This window comes from Aeromicrobium sp. NPDC092404 (assembly GCF_040684095.1).
Classification (GTDB): domain Bacteria; phylum Actinomycetota; class Actinomycetes; order Propionibacteriales; family Nocardioidaceae; genus Aeromicrobium.
Window position 1 is genome coordinate 262,413 of the sequence record NZ_JBFBFI010000001.1, and the last position, 14,693, is coordinate 277,105.

The window sequence follows — 14,693 nt, forward strand, 5'->3', positions numbered from 1 at the left end:
TTGCCTGAAGACCAGTTCATGTTCTGAAAGATGCATTAGCATCATTGATGTGAGCGACATCGACCTGGCGCAGCTTCGGGCTTTAGCGGCCGTGGTCGACGAGGGATCCTTCGACGCCGCCGCCTCAGCCCTGCACCTCACGCCGTCGGCCGTCAGCCAGCGGATCAAGGCGCTCGAGCACTCGGCTGGCCGGGTGCTCGTGCGCCGGACCAAGCCGACCGAGGCGACCGAGGCCGGTCATGCGTACCTCCGGCTCGCCCGGCAGGTCGAGTCGCTCGTGCGGGACGTACGCGTCGAGGTGGATCCGGCTGAGCAGAACCTGCCGACGATCCCCCTGGCGGTCAACGGTGACTCGCTGGCGACGTGGGTCCTGCCCGCCCTCGCCTCGCTGAGCGGCACCGCCTATTTCGACGTACGCCGTGAGGACGAGGGTCGCACCGCCGACCTCCTGCGCTCCGGGACGGTCATGGCGGCGATCACCTCGGACGCCGCTGCCGTGCAGGGCTGCCGATCGACGCGGCTCGGCGTCATGCGCTATCGCCCCATGGCGAGTCCCGCATTTGCCGCGACGTGGTTCGCGGACGGCGTCAACGCCGTGAGCCTGGCCGCCGCGCCGGTCGTGGTGTTCGACCGCAGCGACGACCTGCAGGACGCCTACCTGCGTCAGCGAAGCCGCCGTCGGCTCGCTCCGCCCCGTCAGCACGTCCCGGCGTCGTCGCAGTTCGCCGACGCCATCGCGCTCGGCCTGGGCTGGGGGATGCTCCCCAAGGAGCAGTCCGGGTCGAGGGAGGCCGCCGGTGAGCTCGTCAACATCGACCCCGGGCGGCACGTCGACGTCACGCTCCACTGGCAGCAATGGACGCTGCAGACCCCCGCGCTGGAGGCGACCGCGAAGGCGATCCGCGAGGCCGCTCGCACGCACCTGACGTGAGCGCGCGGAGCGCCTTCCTCCCCGAATCCTGAGCGCCGGGAGTTCCGAGGGAACCGCACGCTGGGTGTGCGCGCCCGGCAGGATTCGAACCTGCGACCTAGAGATTAGAAGGCTCTTGCTCTATCCGGCTGAGCTACGGGCGCTCGGGTCGTGGACCCGACCCCAAGCCTATCGGCGCAGGTCGCCCGGCACGTGGACCAGCACCGGCCGGGGGAGCATGCCCTACGATTTGCGGGTGACAGATGCGATTGCCGCCGCGATTCCGCCCGCGCTGCCCAAGTACCGCGAGGCCATCCGCCAAAGGGGTCGCACCGCGCTGATCGCGCTGTTCGCCATCGTGGCCGTGGTCGGGGTCGCCGGTGCCGGGTGGATCGCCTGGCGGGGGAGCGACGGTGACGCGACGGGGTCCGGACTGTCGATCCTGTTCGCCGTCATCCCGTTGCCGCTGCTGCTGCTCGTCTACTGGTGGCTCGACCGCTACGAGCCCGAGCCCCGTCGCTACAAGTTCGCCGCCTTCGTCTGGGGCGGTGTCATAGCCGTCGCGATCGCGCTCGCGCTGGAGCTCTGGATCCAGGAGACCTGGAACCTCAGCGACAAGGAGATGGCGTCGTTCATCGCGCCCCTGGCCGAGGAGCCGGCCAAGTGCCTGTTCCTGATCCTGACGTTCGTCCGCGCCCGAAGGGTCATCGACGGCTTCCTCGACGGGCTCATCTACGCCGGCATCGTCGGCATCGGCTTCGCGTTCATCGAGAACATCGGTTACTACGCCAGCAGCTACCTCGGCTCGCCCGACATCCAGGTCGCGGGAGCGGAGGGGGTCACGACGACGTTCGTCGTGCGGGGGTTGTTCAGCCCCTTCGCGCACCCGCTGTTCACCTCGGCCTTCGGCATCGCGATCGGCCTGGCCGCGGGTCGTAAGTCCAAGATCCTCAAGGTGCTGATCGGCTTCGCCGGCCTGGTCGTCAGCATCGGCCTGCACGCCCTGTGGAACGGCTCGCTGAGCTACGGCGGCGGGCTGGGCTTCATCCTCGCCTACCTCGCGCTGGCCGTGGTCCTCGTCGGCCTGACCGTGCTGGCGATCATCGTGCGCAACCGGCAGGTCCGCATCCTCGAGCGCTCCTTGTCGTACGTCGCGCAGCGCGGCTGGATCCACCCGGCCGAGATCCCCTACCTGTCGCGCTTCGGCTATCGCAAGGCTGCGCGGCGCTACGCCAAGGACCACGACGGCAAGGTCGCGGCGCAGGTCGTGACGCGATACCAGCGCCTGGCGACCGAGATGGCGTTCCTGCACGACTCCCTGATGAGCGGCCGGGTCATCCCGCGCGGGGTCGAGCGCACGTACGCCCTGCTCGACGCGATGTACGAGCTGCGACCCATGTTGCGATTCCCGCCTGCCCTGCAGAGCACCGCGCGTCACTCCTGACCCCCGCGTTGCACGAGGCGTGGCGGCGAAGTGCCCTCTCGTCCACTAATCTGTGCACAGACACCCATGCGCACAAGACGATCGTCGACGAGAGGAGCACCCAGTGGCCAGCGAACACGCTTCGGCCGAGCTCCTTGGCGCGATGAGCAAGCTCCTGTCCAGCGTTCGTGACATCACGCTGCGGCTCGAGGTCGAGGGCGTCGACGTGGCCCGGGGCACCCAGGCCAAGGTCGCCGACCAGCTGTCCGACTACGTCCTGCCCCGTCTCGTGCAGCTCGACGCGCCCCTCCTGGCGGTCGTCGGCGGCTCGACCGGCGCCGGCAAGTCCACCCTGGTGAACTCGCTCGTGGGCGAGCGGGTCACCGAGTCAGGCGTGCTGCGCCCCACGACCCGGTCGCCCGTGCTGGTGCATCACCCCGACGATGCCGAGTGGTTCCTGCCCGACCGCATCCTGCCCGACCTCCCGCGCACCGACGTGCCGAGCAACGACACGTACGCGTTGCGGCTGGCGACGTCGGCCAAGATCCCGCGCGGGCTGGCGATCCTCGACGCACCCGACGTCGACTCGATCGACCGGGGCAACCGCGAGCTCGCCGCCCAGCTCCTCGCCGCCGCCGACCTGTGGCTCTTCGTCACCTCGGCGGCGCGCTACGCCGACCAGGTCCCGTGGGACTACCTCCGCCAGGCGGCCGAGCGCAGCACCTCTGTCGCAGTCGTGCTGGACCGCACGACGGCCGACGCCGTGATCGAGGTGCGAGGCCACCTCGCGCGCATGATGACGTCACGAGGCCTGTCCGACTCGCCCCTGTTCACCGTCCCGGAGTCCGGTGTCGACGCCGACGGTCTCCTGCCGCGCGACGCGGTCTCGCCGATCGTCGTCTGGCTGCACGAGCTCGCCGCCGATCCGGCCGCCCGCAAGATGGTGATGGCCCGTACGCTCGACGGCGCGGTCCGCCACGTCGTGCTGCGCACCCACGACGTCGCCGATGCGATGGATGCCCAGATCGCCGCGTCCGAGGTGCTGCACGGCGACATCGACACGATCTACCGCAAGGCCGTCGACACGTTCTCGGTGCAGGTCACCGACGGCACGGTGCTCAAGGGCGAGGTGCTGGCGCGGTGGCAGGAGTTCGTCGGCACGGGTGAGCTGCTGCGCTCCGTGGAGGAGAAGGTCAGCCGCATCCGCGACCGGTTCGTCGACGGCGTGACCGGCAAGCGCACGCGCTCGACCGAGGTCGTCGAGGCGATCGAGACCGGCGTGCAGATGCTGCTGGTCGAGCACGCCGAGGCCGCCGCCGAGGCCGCGTCACGTTCTTGGGCGACCCGCCCTGCGGGCCGCACGCTGCTCGACGCCAACCGCGGCATCGACCGCGCCTCGCGCGACTTCCGCGTGCGAGCCGAGCGTGTGGTGCACGACTGGCGCCAGGCCGTGCTCGAGCTCGTCCGCGTCGAGGGTGCCGACAAGCGCATGACCGCGAGATTCCTCGCGTTCGGCGTCAACGGCATCGGCGTCGCCCTGATGATCGTGATGTTCTCGCGCAACGGCGAGGGCAAGGAGGCCGGCGGCACCGCTGCGCTGGGCCACAAGCTGCTCGACGCGATCTTCGGTGCGGAGGTCGTCGAGTCGCTTGCCGCCCGTGCGCAGGCCGACCTCGAGTCACGCGTCGCCGCCCTGTTCGAGGGCGAGGCGCAGCGCTTCCTCGACCTCGTCGAGTCACCCGACACCGTCAAGGCCCACCAGGGCGTCCTCCGCGAATCCGCACGTCAGGCCGAATACGCTCGACATGCCGACTTCCTGAACGGAGAGACGACGTCATGACAGCGCCGAGCGAAGCCGCCGAAGCAGTGTTCGGCGGCGGTCGGAACGACGTCGCGTCCCGGCTCGACGGGCTCACCAAGGCCGTCGAGGCCAGCCGGGGCCGCATCGACCCCGAGATCCTGGCACCGGCCGAGATGTTGTCGGACCGAGCGGCGGAGCGGCTCACGCTGTCAGGTGACCACACGATCGTCGCGCTGGCCGGGGCCACGGGGTCCGGCAAGTCGTCGCTGTTCAACTCGCTGACCGACCTCGAGCTCGCCGGCGTCGGCGTCCGCCGCCCGACGACCTCGTGGGCACTGGCCTGCGCCTGGGGACCCGATGGTGCGCAGGGACTCCTGGAGTGGATGGGCATCCCGGCTCGCCACCAGGTGTCCCGCATGAGCATGCTCGACCACTCCGCCGAGGACACCAGGCTCGACGGGCTGGTGCTGCTCGACCTGCCCGACCACGACTCGACCGAGGTCTCCCACCACCTCGAGATGGATCGGCTGATCAAGTACGCCGACCTGCTCGTGTGGGTCCTCGATCCGCAGAAGTACGCCGACGCCGCGATCCACGACCGCTACATCCGGCCCATGGCGTCCTACGCCGACGTCACGCTGGTCGTCCTCAACCAGATCGACCGCATCCCGTTCGAGCAACGTGAGCGGGCCCTGACCGACGTGCGGCGCATCCTTGCCGACGAGGGGTTGCCCGACGTCACGGTCATCGGGGTGTCGGCCACCCGCGGCGACGGGGTCGAGGACCTCAAGCGGGAGATGGCGAGCCGCATCCGCGCCAAGTCGTCGGCGAAGTCGCGCCTGTCCTCCGACATCTCCGCCGCCGCCGGCGTCATCGCCCAGGTCGGCGGCACCAGCGACGCGCCGGGACTGACCCCGGTCGACCGCCAGGCGCTCGACGAGGCGCTCCTCGAGTGTGCGGGCGTGCCCCAGATCGTCGACGCGGTCTCGCGGTCGACCCGGCGGCGGGCCGCGCAGCGCACCGGGTGGCCGGTGACGCGCTGGCTCCGTGGTCTGCGCAAGGACCCGCTCAGCGAGCTGGGCCTCGGCGACGACCTGTCGATGTCGGCGCTGGCGCGGGCTGCCGTTCCCGAGACCGGCAACGTCCAGCGGGCCAATGCAGAGCTCGCGATCCGCGACGCTGCCGAGAAGGCGTCCGTCGGTCTCGAGCGGCCGTGGCGTGACGCGATCCGCGACGCGTCCAACCCACCCGGCGACGACATCATCGACGCGCTCGACCGAGCGATCCACGAGACGAGCCTCGGCGTGGCCAAGCCGGCGATCTGGTGGCGCATCGTCCAGGTCGTCCAGCTCCTGCTGTTCCTCGGTCTCGTCGCGGGTCTCGGCTGGCTGGCCGCCCAAGGCATCCAGCAGCTCGTCTCGTTCGACCTGCCCGATCTCGGCGAGGTCGGCGGAGCGCCGGTCGCGGCGGTCGTGGCCGGGGGCTGTCTCGTCGGAGGACTCCTGCTCTCGCTCCTGTCGAGCCTGGCCTCGCGCATCGGCGGCCGTCGCAAGGCCAAGCGGGCGGATCGTCAGCTGCGCGAAGCGATCGACCGGGTGACCGCCGAGCGGGTCATCGCCCCGATCCAGACCGAGCTCGACGCCTACGCGGCCTACCGCGCCGGCATCCTCGCAGCGCTGGCCTGATCCACAGCCCTGCCGGCGACGCGACCTGTCCACAGGTCGTACGTCCTGCGGTGTCCCCGCCCGGGCGTGGACGCGAGTCTGGAGCTCCTCAACCCAAGGAGTCATCCATGTCCAACGACAACACCATGACGTTCCACGGCCGGGTCGGCACCAAGGTCGAGCTCCGCGAGGGGACCAACATCCCCTGGGTGCTGTTCCGCGTCGCGTCCACGCCGAGCTACTTCGACCAGGTGACGCGCACGTGGCGAGACCTCGAGACGATCTGGATCTCCGTCAAGGCGTGGCGCAGCCTCGCGCAGAACGCAGCCGAGTCGCTCGAGGTCGGCGACCCCGTGGTGGTGATCGGCAAGATGCGCACCGAGAAGTGGACGACACAAGAGGGTCAGCCGCGCGAGAGCACCGTCCTCGAGGCCACCCTGATCGGCCACGACCTCACGTGGGGCGTCACCCGGCTCCAGCGTGTCGACCGCCAGCCGCCGGCCGCGGCCCGGAACGACACGACCGTCGCCGCACTGGCCGAGCTGGAGGGCGAGTCCGTCGAGGCTCCGGCGGCCTGACGCCGATTCGTCGGCAAGGGCCGCGATCGATAGGCTTGGCCCCATGGCCGACTACGTCTTCACCCTCCGCAACGTACGCAAGAAGCTCGGCGAGAAGGTCGTCCTCGACGACGTGACGTTGTCGTTCCTCCACGGCGCCAAGATCGGTGTGGTCGGCCCCAACGGCACCGGCAAGTCGACGCTGTTCAAGATCATGGCCGGTCTGGTCCAGACCGACAACGGCGATGCCATCAAGGACCCCGACGCATCCGTCGGCATCCTCCTGCAGGAACCCCCGCTGACCGAGGGCAAGACGGTTCTGGCGAACGTCGAGGAGGCCGTCGCCGAGATCAAGGGCAAGATCGACCGGTTCAACAAGATCAGCGAAGAGCTGGCCGACCCCGATGCCGACTACGACGCGCTGCTGCCCGAGATGGGCGAGCTGCAGACCGACCTCGACCACGCGAACGCCTGGGACCTCGACTCCCGTCTGGCCCAGGCCATGGATGCGCTGCGGTGCCCGCCGCCGGACGAGCTCGTCGACCATCTCTCCGGTGGTGAGCGCCGCCGCGTGGCCCTGTGCAAGCTGCTCCTCGAGCAGCCCGACCTGCTGCTGCTCGACGAGCCCACCAACCACCTCGATGCCGAGAGCGTGCTGTGGCTCGAGCAGCACCTCGCGTCCTACCCCGGCGCCGTCCTGGCGATCACCCACGATCGCTACTTCCTCGACAACGTGGCCGAGTGGATCCTCGAGCTCGATCGCGGCAAGACCCACCCCTATGAGGGCAACTACTCGACGTACCTCGAGACCAAGCAGGCCCGCCTCGTGGTCGAGGGCAAGAAGGACGCCAAGCGCGCCAAGATCCTTGCCAAGGAGCTCGAGTGGGTGCGCTCCAACGCCAAGGCGCGCCAGGTCAAGAACCAGGCCCGGCTCAGCCGCTACGAGGAGATGGCCGCAGAGGCCGAGCGCGGCCGCAAGCTCGACTTCGAGGAGATCAACATCCCGGCCGGGCCGCGCCTCGGTGATGTCGTCCTCAACGCCAAGGACCTGCACAAGAGCTTCGGCGACCGCGAGCTGTTCGACGGGCTGACGTTCGACCTGCCCCGGGCCGGCATCGTCGGCGTCGTCGGACCGAACGGTGTCGGCAAGTCGACCCTGTTCCGCATGATCGTGGGGGAGGAGAAGCCTGACGAGGGCTCGCTCGACGTCGGCCAGACCGTCAAGATCTCGTACGTCGACCAGGGCCGTGGTGGCATCGACAACGACCTCAACATCTGGCAGCTGGTGTCAGGCGAGCTCGACTTCATCAAGGTCGCCAACTACGAGGTCCCCAGCCGCGCCTACGTCGCGTCGTTCGGCTTCAAGGGGCCCGACCAGCAGAAGAAGGTCGGCGTCCTGTCCGGCGGCGAGCGCAACCGGCTCAACCTCGCGCTGACGCTCAAGATGGGCGGCAACCTGCTGCTGCTCGACGAGCCGACCAACGACCTGGACGTCGAGACGCTGCAGTCGCTCGAGGACGCGTTGCTGGACTTCCCGGGCTGCGCCGTCGTCGTCTCGCACGACCGGTGGTTCCTCGACCGCGTCGCGACGCACATCCTGGCGTGGGAGGGCAACGCCGAGACGCCCGCGCGCTGGTTCTGGTTCGAGGGCAACTTCGCCGACTACGAGGTCAACAAGGTCGAGCGCCTCGGCGAGGAAGCCGCGCGTCCGCACAGCGTGACCTACCGCAAGCTGACCCGCGACTAGAACTTGCGGCCGTGCAGGCTCTCGATGACGCCCTGCATGATGCGGCCCATGGCTTCGAAGTCTGCCGGGTCGGCGTTCTCGATGAGGTAGTCGTGGACACCCTGCACATGGGTGTGCGCGGCGGCCTCGAGCACGCTGAAGCCGTGGTCGGTCAGCACGGCAGAGACGCCGCGGCCATCCTCTGAGCACTGGCCCCGCAGGACGATGTTCTCGCGCTCGAGCCGGGCGATCGTGTGGGTGACCCGGCTGCGGGAGTGGGCGACGGCGTCGGCGAGCTCGGCCATGCGGATTGAACGTCCGGGAGCCTCCGACAGACGTACGAGGATCTCGTACTCGGGCATCGACAGACCGTGCGCTGCGCGCAGGTCGCGGTCGAGCCGGTCCATCAGGACTGTCGTTCCGCCGAGGAAGGCGCGCCACACGCGCTGCTGCTCGGCGCTGAGCCACGGGGTGGCCGTCGTCGTCTCCATGTGATCCATCCTACTCCGCGAGACCGTTGGTTGAAGTTTCAACCTCGTGGTACAGTCTATCTCGTTGAACGATCAACTACATACTTCGAGGAGAACGCATGACCATCGCAAACGCAGTCAGCACCGGCACCTGGACGATCGATCCGACCCACACCGAGATCGGCTTCACCGTCCGTCACCTGATGAGCAAGGTCCGCGGCAAGTTCGAGTCGTTCGAGGGCACGATCGTGACCGCCGAGGACGTGACGGCCTCCAACGTCGAGGTCTCCGTCGACCTGAGCTCGATCAACACCGGCACCGCCGACCGTGACGCGCACCTGCGCTCGGCCGACTTCTTCGAGGTCGAGACCTACCCGTCGATGACGTTCAAGAGCACGGCCATCAAGCAGGAGAGCGACGACGAGTTCGTCCTGACCGGAGACCTGACCATCAAGGGCGTCACCAAGCCCGTCGAGCTCGAGGTCGAGTTCCTCGGTGAGGGCGGCGACCCGTGGGGCGGCACCCGTGTGGGCGTCGAGGCCAAGGGCGAGATCAGCCGCAAGGAGTTCGGCATCGACTTCAACATCCCCGTCTCCGGCGACAAGGTCATGATCGGCGACAAGATCAAGCTGCACATCGTCGCCGAGGCCGTTCTCCAGGCCTAGGTCGGACGGGTCATCCTGACCGCCAGATCGGCGTGCAGGCTGGCCAGCTCGTGGCCGGAGCGTGACCCGCCCGGCTCGAACCACCGCACGAGATCGACGCCGAGGGACAGCAACGAGAACGCCGTCCCCGGTACGTCATCCACATCCAGGGCGCCCTGGTCGACACCGTCGGCCAGGGCGTCCTGCATCGCCTTCTCGATGCTGCGCCGGTAGGTCGCGACCTCGGCGCGGTGCTCGTCGGTCAGGGCGTGGTACTCGTACTGCACGATCCGGCCGACCCGGCTGTGGTCGGCGTGCCAGAGGCTGAAGTCGTAGACCATCGCACGCAGGCGCTGGACGGGCTCGCTGCTGGACGCCGCGGCACTCGTGATGACCTCCAGCGCGCTGCGGTGCCCGTTGAGGCTGACGGTGAAGAGGAGGCTCTCCTTGGAGTCGTGGTGGACGTAGACCGCCGCGGGGCTCATCCCGGCGCGCGACGCGATGTCGCGCGTCGTCGTGCCGGCGAAGCCCTTCTCGGCGAACGCCTCGATGGCGGCGTTGATCAGCCGCTCGCGTGCCGTGATGGTCGTCATGTCCGCACCTCTTTCGGTTGACAGCATGACGGAGGGATTGCATGCTAAGCAAGCGCTTAGGGCGGTATGCGCTCCCTGTTTCCTGATCAACGAAGGCAGTGCCGTGCGACGAACCATCTTTGACGAGGACCACGACGCGTTCCGCGACTCCTGCGCGGCCTTCCTGGCCAAGCACGTCACCCCGAACCTCGAGTCGTACCTCGAGAACAAGGCTCTGCCCCGCGACTTCTGGCTCGCGGCCGGGGCCGAGGGGTTCCTGGGTCTCGAGATCCCCGAGGACTTCGGCGGCGCGGATGCCGGCGACTTCCGCTTCAACGCCGTTTGGGCCGAGGAGCTCAGCAAGCTGAATGCGGCCCTCGCCTCGTGCGTGGCCATCCACTCCGACATCGCGGTGCCCTACATCGTCGACCTCGGCACCGACGAGCAGAAGCAGCGTTGGCTGCCCGGCTGCGCCACCGGCGAGATCGTCACCGCGATCGGCATGACCGAGCCGGGCGGCGGGTCCGACCTCGCCGCGCTCAAGACCACCGCGGTGCGCGACGGCGACGAGTGGGTGATCAACGGGTCCAAGACGTTCATCACCAACGGTTTCTCCGCAGACCTCGTCCTGACGGCCGTGCGCACGTCGCCGGAGAAGGGTGCCAAGGGCATCACGCTGTTCGGCCTCGAGGCGACCGACGAGGGCTTCAGCCGCGGCCGCAAGCTCGACAAGGTTGGCCAGGGCGAGGCCGACACGTCGGAGCTGTTCTTCGAGAACGTCCGCGTGGGCGACGACCGCATCCTCGGTGAGGTCGACCGCGGATTCATCTACATGATGGAGCGACTGCCGCAGGAGCGGCTGACGTGCTCGGTCTCCAACGTCGCTCACGCCAAGCAGATCCTGGCCGAGACGATCCAGTACGCCCACGACCGGGTCGCGTTCAAGCAGCCGATCGGCAGCCTCCAGCACAACAAGTTCCTGCTCGCCGAGCTGGTGACCAAGATCGAGGTCGCCGAGGCGTACGTCGACCAGGCCGTGCTGGCCCACACGAACGGCGAGGCGACGGCGACCGACGCGGCCAAGGCCAAGTGGTGGTCGTCGGAGATCCAGAACGACGTCCTCGACCACTGCGTGCAGCTGCACGGAGGCTACGGATTCATGAACGAGTACCGGGTCGCGCGCGCGTGGCGCGATGCTCGAGTCAGCAAGATCTGGGCCGGATCCAACGAGATCATGAAAGAGCTCATCGGCCGCGACCTCGGATTCTGAGGCCGGACCACCCATCAGGAAGGCAACGAAAATGCCCGAAGCAGTCATCGTCTCAACCGCCCGTTCGCCCATCGGCCGAGCCGGCAAGGGATCGCTCAAGGACATGCGTCCCGACGACCTCTCGGTCCTCATGCTGGAAGCGGCGCTGGCCAAGGTCCCCGAGCTGGACCGGCGTGACATCGTCGACCTGCACCTGGGCGTCGGCCAGCCGGCCGGTGAGTCGGGCAACAACCTCGGGCGCATCGTCGCCGTGCAGGCCGGCATGGACCACTTGCCCGGCGTGACGGTCAACCGCTACTGCTCCTCGAGCCTGCAGACCACCCGCATGGCCTTCCACGCGATCAAGGCCGGCGAGGGTGACGTGTTCCTGTCCCTCGGCGTCGAGACCGTCAGCCGCTTCGGCAACGGCATGGCCGACATGGCTGCTGCCCACAACCCGCTGTTCGCCGACGCCGTGGAGCGTACGGACCAGCGCGCGCAGGGCGGCGCCGAGGCGTGGCACGACCCCCGCGAGGACGGCATCCTCCCCGACGCCTACATCGCGATGGGACAGACCGCCGAGAACGTCCAGCAGCTCATCGGCATGAGCCGCCAGGAGCAGGACGAGTTCGGCGTCCGCAGCCAGAACCTCGCCGAGAAGGCCATCGCCGACGGTTTCTGGGCCAAGGACATCACCCCGGTCACGCTGCCTGACGGCACGGTCGTCAGCACCGACGACGGCCCGCGTGCCGGCGTGACGTACGAAGCCGTGTCGCAGCTCCAGCCGGTCTTCCGTCCCGACGGCACGATCACGGCCGGCAACTGCTGCGCGCTCAACGACGGCGCTGCCGCGGTCGTCATCATGAGCGACACCAAGGCCAAGGAGCTGGGCCTGACCCCGCTGGCCCGCATCGTCTCGACGGGCGTCACCGGGCTGTCGCCGGAGATCATGGGCCTCGGCCCCGTCGAGGCGGTCAAGCAGGCGCTCGGCCACGCGGGCATGGGGATCGACGACATCGACCTGTTCGAGATCAACGAGGCGTTCGCGGTCCAGGCGCTCGGCTCGGCGCAAGCCTTGGGCATCGACATCGACAAGCTCAACGTCAACGGTGGTGCCATCGCGGTCGGCCACCCGTTCGGCATGACCGGCGCGCGCATCACGAGCACGCTGATCAACTCGCTGCAGCACCACGACAAGCAGTTCGGTGTCGAGACGATGTGCGTGGGCGGCGGTCAGGGCATGGCGATGGTGCTCGAGCGCCTGTCATGACCCAGCGATTCGCCGGCAAGGCCGCGATCGTCACCGGCGCGAGCCGAGGCATCGGCCTCGCCGTCGCGGAGCGGCTCGTGGCCGATGGGGCGAGGGTGTGCATCACCGCGCGCAAGGCCGATGCGCTGGCCGAGGCGGTCGAGTCCCTCGGCGGCAGCGAGCACGCGATCTTCGTGGCAGGTGCGGCCGACGACGCCGATCACCAGGACGCTGCGGTCGCGGCGACGATGGACGCCTTCGGCAGCGTCGACTTCCTGGTCAACAACACGGGCATCAACCCGACGTACGGCCGCATGATCGACGTCGACCTGGGCGCCGCTGAGAAGACGTTCCGCGTCAACGTGATCTCGTCGATCGCGTGGGCGCAGAAGGCCTACCGCGCGTGGATGGCGGACCACGGCGGCGCGATCGTCAACGTCGCCTCCGTGGCCGGGCTCAAGCCGGCGCCGGGGATCGGCGTCTACGGCGCGTCGAAGTCCGGCGTGATCCACGTGACGGAGGAGCTCGCGGTCGAGCTGGGCCCGGAGATCCGCGTCAACGCCGTGGCGCCCGCGGTGGTCAAGACCAAGTTCGCCACCGCGCTGTTCGAGGGCCGCGAGGACGAGGTCGCGGCCACGTACCCGCTCAAGCGGCTCGGCATGCCGGACGACATCGGCTCGGTCGTGGCGTTCCTGCTGTCAGAGGACGCCGCGTGGGTCACGGGCCAGACCATCACGATCGACGGCGGCCTGACCCTCACCGGTGGCGTCTAGCGGCTTCCCGAGTCCGTGACGGCACGCCAGCACGCCTCGATCAGCGTTTCGGCGAGGGACTCGTCGATGCCGCGGGAGGTCGCGGTGAGCCTGACCACCGGGCCCATGGCCAGGTCGAACAGGACCTCCGGCGGCAGGTCGACCATCTCGTCAAGGAGCCGGGCCACCACCGGTGAGGACATCAGCGGGTCGTCCTCCGCGGAGAGGGCCTGCTCGTGGGCGATCGCGGCGTACGGCGAGCTGTCGGCCTGCACCAGGAACCGGGCGCGGTCGGGATGGGCCTCGAGGTGCCTGCGGACCCCGGTCCACATCTGGGCGAACTGTTCTCGTAGCGGGGAGCCGGCGTCGACCGATGCCAGGGCCGCCTCGCCCACACCGTGCTTGACCTCGACGTACGTGGCCATCACGAGCTCGTCCTTCGACGCGTAGTGGACGTACGCCGTGCCGGTCGCGACACCCGCTTCCTTGGCGATGGCGGTCATCGACGTGCCGTGGAACCCGTCGCGGGCCACCAGTCGGATCAAGGCGTGCCGGACGGCTTCGGCTCGATCGATCGCGACGGGCGGCGTCACGCCTGTCTCGCAGCCCGTGCCACGTCGAGGATCACGCCGGTCTCGCGCTCGGACATGTCCCACAGCTCCTTGATGCGCCGGCCGAGCCCGATGCGTCGGAGGATGGGACGGTTGACGGCCGGACCGTTGGACGCGAGCAGCGGGCCGTACATCTGACCGCCCTTCGCCTTCGGGTCAGTGGCGGCGCGAAGCTGGGGCCGCACTCCCTTGTGGGGCGGCATTCCTGTGCGCGCGGCCAGCGTCTCGGACGCGCGGCCGAGCCATCCGGCGCCACCTTCGGCAGCAGTCGTGGTCTGCAGGTCGGTGTGCGACAAGCCGGGGTGAGCGATGAGGCTTTGGGCGGCGACCCCGGCTTCCTCGAACTTGTCCTGCAGGCCGAGACCGAAGTGGTAGTTGGCCAGCTTGGCCTGTCCGTAGGCGCTCCAGGCGCCGTAGCTGCCCTTCATGTGCGGATTGTCGGGATCGAACGGACGGCCCTGGAACCGGGCGATGCTGGTCACGGTGACGACGCGCGCGGCATCCGCCGCGAGGATCGCCGGCAGCAGGTGGGCCGTGAAGGCGAAGTGGCCCAGGTGGTCGACACCCAGCTGCATCTCGAACCCGTCGGTCGTGGTGCGCTCCGGCATCGCCATCACGCCGGCGTTGTTGATCAGCAGGTCGATGCTGTCGTGCCCGGCCAGGATCTGGTCGGCTGCGGCAGCAGTGGAGGCCAGATCTCCGAGGTCGAGGGGGACCAGCTCGAGCGATGCGTCGGGGTGGGCGGTGCGGATGCGATCGACAGCCGCCTTGGCCTTGTCCTGGTTGCGGACCGCCATGACGACGTGGGCGCCGGCGCCTGCCAGCGCCTCGGCGGACTCGAGCCCGAGGCCCCCGTTGGCGCCGGTCACCACAGCGATGCGACCGGTCTGGTCGGGGATGTTTTTCTGGGTCCAGCTCACTGGGTCTCCTATGACTGAATGTTCATTCATTCAAGCGTACCGCGGTCACCTACGCAAGGGTGACCCACGTCTCGTCAGAAACATGAGGAAACCCTCGCACTAAACTTGAGGAACCCCTCATGTTTTGCGATGATGGAATGACCGC

14 protein-coding genes and 1 tRNA gene are annotated in these 14,693 nt (G+C 68.8%); 10 read left to right on the plus strand and 5 right to left on the minus strand.

Features of this window, described 5'->3' with window-relative positions; genetic code table 11:
* Positions 1-49: 49 nt before the first annotated feature.
* Entirely contained in the window at positions 50-931 is an 882-nt protein-coding gene (locus AB0N22_RS01440; protein WP_364635062.1) for a LysR family transcriptional regulator ArgP, read from the plus strand.
* 69 nt (positions 932-1,000) lie between these two features.
* Here AB0N22_RS01440 and AB0N22_RS01445 read toward each other — a convergent pair.
* Positions 1,001-1,074 (minus strand) — tRNA-Arg (locus tag AB0N22_RS01445).
* Between the two features lie 92 nt (positions 1,075-1,166).
* Here AB0N22_RS01445 and AB0N22_RS01450 point away from each other — a divergent pair.
* From AB0N22_RS01450 to ettA, 5 genes are all read left to right on the plus strand, one after another.
* Positions 1,167-2,354, plus strand: coding sequence for a PrsW family intramembrane metalloprotease (locus AB0N22_RS01450; RefSeq protein ID WP_364635065.1), 1,188 nt, complete (start codon positions 1,167-1,169; stop codon positions 2,352-2,354).
* Positions 2,355-2,457: 103 nt separating this feature from the next.
* Positions 2,458-4,173 carry a dynamin family protein gene (locus tag AB0N22_RS01455; RefSeq protein WP_364635068.1) on the plus strand — a complete coding sequence of 572 codons (1,716 nt, stop codon included), beginning with the start codon at positions 2,458-2,460 and terminating at the stop codon, positions 4,171-4,173.
* Positions 4,170-5,819 carry a GTPase gene (locus tag AB0N22_RS01460; protein WP_364635071.1) on the plus strand — a complete coding sequence of 550 codons (1,650 nt, stop codon included), beginning with the start codon at positions 4,170-4,172 and terminating at the stop codon, positions 5,817-5,819. The genes AB0N22_RS01455 and AB0N22_RS01460 overlap by 4 nt, the downstream gene beginning before the upstream one ends.
* Before the next feature lie 107 nt (positions 5,820-5,926).
* Complete coding sequence (locus tag AB0N22_RS01465; RefSeq protein WP_364635074.1) at positions 5,927-6,376, plus strand: single-stranded DNA-binding protein; 450 nt, start codon at positions 5,927-5,929, stop codon at positions 6,374-6,376.
* 43 nt (positions 6,377-6,419) lie between these two features.
* Positions 6,420-8,102, plus strand: coding sequence for an energy-dependent translational throttle protein EttA (gene ettA / locus AB0N22_RS01470; RefSeq protein ID WP_364635077.1), 1,683 nt, complete (start codon positions 6,420-6,422; stop codon positions 8,100-8,102).
* Here the strand turns inward: ettA and AB0N22_RS01475 are convergent.
* Positions 8,099-8,572, minus strand: coding sequence for a MarR family transcriptional regulator (locus tag AB0N22_RS01475; protein ID WP_364635079.1), 474 nt, complete (start codon positions 8,570-8,572; stop codon positions 8,099-8,101). The genes ettA and AB0N22_RS01475 overlap by 4 nt on opposite strands.
* 98 nt (positions 8,573-8,670) lie before the next feature.
* On the opposite strand from AB0N22_RS01475, the gene AB0N22_RS01480 reads away from it, so the two are divergent.
* Complete coding sequence (locus AB0N22_RS01480; protein WP_364635087.1) at positions 8,671-9,216, plus strand: YceI family protein; 546 nt, start codon at positions 8,671-8,673, stop codon at positions 9,214-9,216.
* On the opposite strand, the gene AB0N22_RS01485 is transcribed toward AB0N22_RS01480, so the two are convergent.
* Positions 9,213-9,788: a TetR/AcrR family transcriptional regulator gene (locus AB0N22_RS01485; RefSeq protein ID WP_364635089.1), complete on the minus strand. Its 576-nt coding sequence runs from the start codon at positions 9,786-9,788 to the stop codon at positions 9,213-9,215. The two genes, AB0N22_RS01480 and AB0N22_RS01485, sit on opposite strands and share 4 nt — an antisense overlap.
* A gap of 103 nt (positions 9,789-9,891) precedes the next feature.
* Between AB0N22_RS01485 and AB0N22_RS01490 the strand changes: the two genes are divergently transcribed.
* From AB0N22_RS01490 to AB0N22_RS01500, 3 genes are read left to right on the plus strand one after another with little or no spacing between them, the layout of a single operon-like run.
* Positions 9,892-11,037 (plus strand): acyl-CoA dehydrogenase family protein, encoded by a 1,146-nt coding sequence (locus tag AB0N22_RS01490; protein WP_364635092.1) that lies wholly within the window; start codon positions 9,892-9,894, stop codon positions 11,035-11,037.
* Between the two features lie 31 nt (positions 11,038-11,068).
* Positions 11,069-12,286: an acetyl-CoA C-acetyltransferase gene (locus AB0N22_RS01495; RefSeq protein WP_364635095.1), complete on the plus strand. Its 1,218-nt coding sequence runs from the start codon at positions 11,069-11,071 to the stop codon at positions 12,284-12,286.
* A complete protein-coding gene (locus AB0N22_RS01500) occupies positions 12,283-13,038 on the plus strand; it encodes an SDR family oxidoreductase (protein WP_364635098.1) in 756 nt (251 codons plus the stop codon). Before AB0N22_RS01495 ends, AB0N22_RS01500 begins: the two co-directional genes overlap by 4 nt.
* On the opposite strand, the gene AB0N22_RS01505 is transcribed toward AB0N22_RS01500, so the two are convergent.
* Both AB0N22_RS01505 and AB0N22_RS01510 read right to left on the minus strand, forming a co-directional pair.
* Positions 13,035-13,610 (minus strand): TetR/AcrR family transcriptional regulator, encoded by a 576-nt coding sequence (locus AB0N22_RS01505; protein WP_364635101.1) that lies wholly within the window; start codon positions 13,608-13,610, stop codon positions 13,035-13,037. The genes AB0N22_RS01500 and AB0N22_RS01505 overlap by 4 nt on opposite strands.
* Complete coding sequence (locus AB0N22_RS01510) at positions 13,607-14,548, minus strand: oxidoreductase (protein WP_364635104.1); 942 nt, start codon at positions 14,546-14,548, stop codon at positions 13,607-13,609. The genes AB0N22_RS01505 and AB0N22_RS01510 overlap by 4 nt, the downstream gene beginning before the upstream one ends.
* Positions 14,549-14,693: the final 145 nt, after the last annotated feature.

What these genes read in the sequence shown, in the direction of transcription:
- AB0N22_RS01475 (WP_364635079.1), bottom strand. Translation starts at nt 8,572, where the DNA reads ATGGAGACGACGACGGCCACCCCGTGGCTCAGCGCCGAGCAGCAGCGC.
- AB0N22_RS01500 (WP_364635098.1), top strand. Translation starts at nt 12,283, where the DNA reads ATGACCCAGCGATTCGCCGGCAAGGCCGCGATCGTCACCGGCGCGAGC.
- AB0N22_RS01480 (WP_364635087.1), top strand. Translation starts at nt 8,671, where the DNA reads ATGACCATCGCAAACGCAGTCAGCACCGGCACCTGGACGATCGATCCG.
- AB0N22_RS01460 (WP_364635071.1), top strand. Translation starts at nt 4,170, where the DNA reads ATGACAGCGCCGAGCGAAGCCGCCGAAGCAGTGTTCGGCGGCGGTCGG.
- AB0N22_RS01485 (WP_364635089.1), bottom strand. Translation starts at nt 9,788, where the DNA reads ATGACGACCATCACGGCACGCGAGCGGCTGATCAACGCCGCCATCGAG.
- ettA (WP_364635077.1), top strand. Translation starts at nt 6,420, where the DNA reads ATGGCCGACTACGTCTTCACCCTCCGCAACGTACGCAAGAAGCTCGGC.
- AB0N22_RS01495 (WP_364635095.1), top strand. Translation starts at nt 11,069, where the DNA reads ATGCCCGAAGCAGTCATCGTCTCAACCGCCCGTTCGCCCATCGGCCGA.
- AB0N22_RS01465 (WP_364635074.1), top strand. Translation starts at nt 5,927, where the DNA reads ATGTCCAACGACAACACCATGACGTTCCACGGCCGGGTCGGCACCAAG.